General features: G+C 27.2%; 2 protein-coding genes. Both read right to left on the bottom strand.

What is annotated here, in order from left to right; genetic code table 11:
* A partial coding sequence (gene eppA / locus BLO14_RS05840; protein WP_143280339.1) for an exported protein A EppA occupies positions 1-177 on the bottom strand: 177 nt, incomplete at its 3' end.
* A gap of 108 nt (positions 178-285) precedes the next feature.
* Complete coding sequence (locus tag BLO14_RS05835) at positions 286-966, bottom strand: ErpL protein (protein ID WP_091974002.1); 681 nt, start codon at positions 964-966, stop codon at positions 286-288.
* Positions 967-1,404: the final 438 nt, after the last annotated feature.

Raw genomic sequence — 1,404 nt, 5'->3', positions numbered from 1 at the left:
AGCAAAAAAATAACTTTTTTCATACTCATCTATAAAGCCATAATTATCTAGTCTTTTATTTATTAAATTAAAATCTTCTTTAGAAAAAGCTCTTTTAGCTTTTGCATAATTTTCTTCTACATTTGCACTTAAACTTACTACAAATAAAAAGAAAAATACTAAACTTATTTTTTTCATATCCCCTCCAAGTTTATTGTCTAAATATAAGCAATGTTAATGCAAACAAGAAAACAAAACTAATAACTAGTCTTGTTTTTCATATTTTATGCTTTTGAAAACCATTTCCTATTCTTTTTTTTGTTCTGAACTTTTAGACTCTTCTTCAATCTCTTTAAGTTCTTCTTCAATCTGTTTAAGCGCCCCATCTATTATCCCACTAGACATGTTGCCAGTATCAGCACCACCATAAGAATTTACACTTAAGCCTAATTCTTTGACCTTATTCCAAGCTTGTTGCCCAACGTTCCCTTTACCTCTAGCTTGCTCGCCAGCAGTTACTCCATCAGCAGAACCAACTTTGCTTTTAAGCTCTTCAAATTCTTTCTTGGCCTCGTCTAATTTTTGTTTCCTATCTTCTTTTTTCTTTTTTAAACTTTCTTCAAGTTCTTTTAATTTTCCTTCAAGTTCTTTCTTGTCTTTTAATTTTTCTCTTATTTCTTGCACTTTTTTTTCATACTCAGAATATGTTGTAAGAGAAGTTGTTTTAGCATCAGATTTATCTACTTTATCCTTTAATTCTTTTATTGTTTTTTCAATCTCTGATGTATCTAATGTAGATAAATCTTTTGTCTCTAAAATATTTAACAATCCATTAAATTCTTTTTTTATCTCTTGTTCTATTTGTTTTGAAATTTCTAAACTTTTTTGTTCTGAAGTTTCTAAATCTTTACCATTTACATCATTCTTGCAAGAACTTAATAGTGCAAAAACAACACAAACAATAAACATTCTCATATTTTTATTCATATTTTTATTCATATTTTTATTCATAAGTTACTCCGTAGGTTTCAAGGATAATGCAATCTCTAATAAATACAATTTTTTAAAGATTTAACTAATTAATTTTGTTACATTTCGAGTTACAAAGTAACAAAACTCAAATGTAATTTTAATCAACTCCCAAAAATCTCTCCATTGCAAATGTTATACTCATTACAAAAGACTACAATACCTATACAAATTAAATTTCAGAGTCTTTGCTATATATCACCCAAAGTATAGTATCTTTCTTGGGTGCACCCCTTAAAAACTACCACTTCTGTTTATTACAGCTACTCTACACACCAAATTCTGCTTGCAATGAGAAGCACCAAAATTTGACTAAAATTTTATGTTTTTGGTAAAATGTAAATTGCAATTTTTATCTATTTTTATTACTTTTACTTAATTTAAAAGTAACACTTA

This window comes from Borreliella japonica, assembly GCF_900099615.1.
Taxonomy (GTDB): Bacteria; Spirochaetota; Spirochaetia; order Borreliales; family Borreliaceae; genus Borreliella; species Borreliella japonica.
Note: the sequence above shows the minus strand (reverse complement) of the source record. Positions and strands in the feature narration are given on the sequence as shown.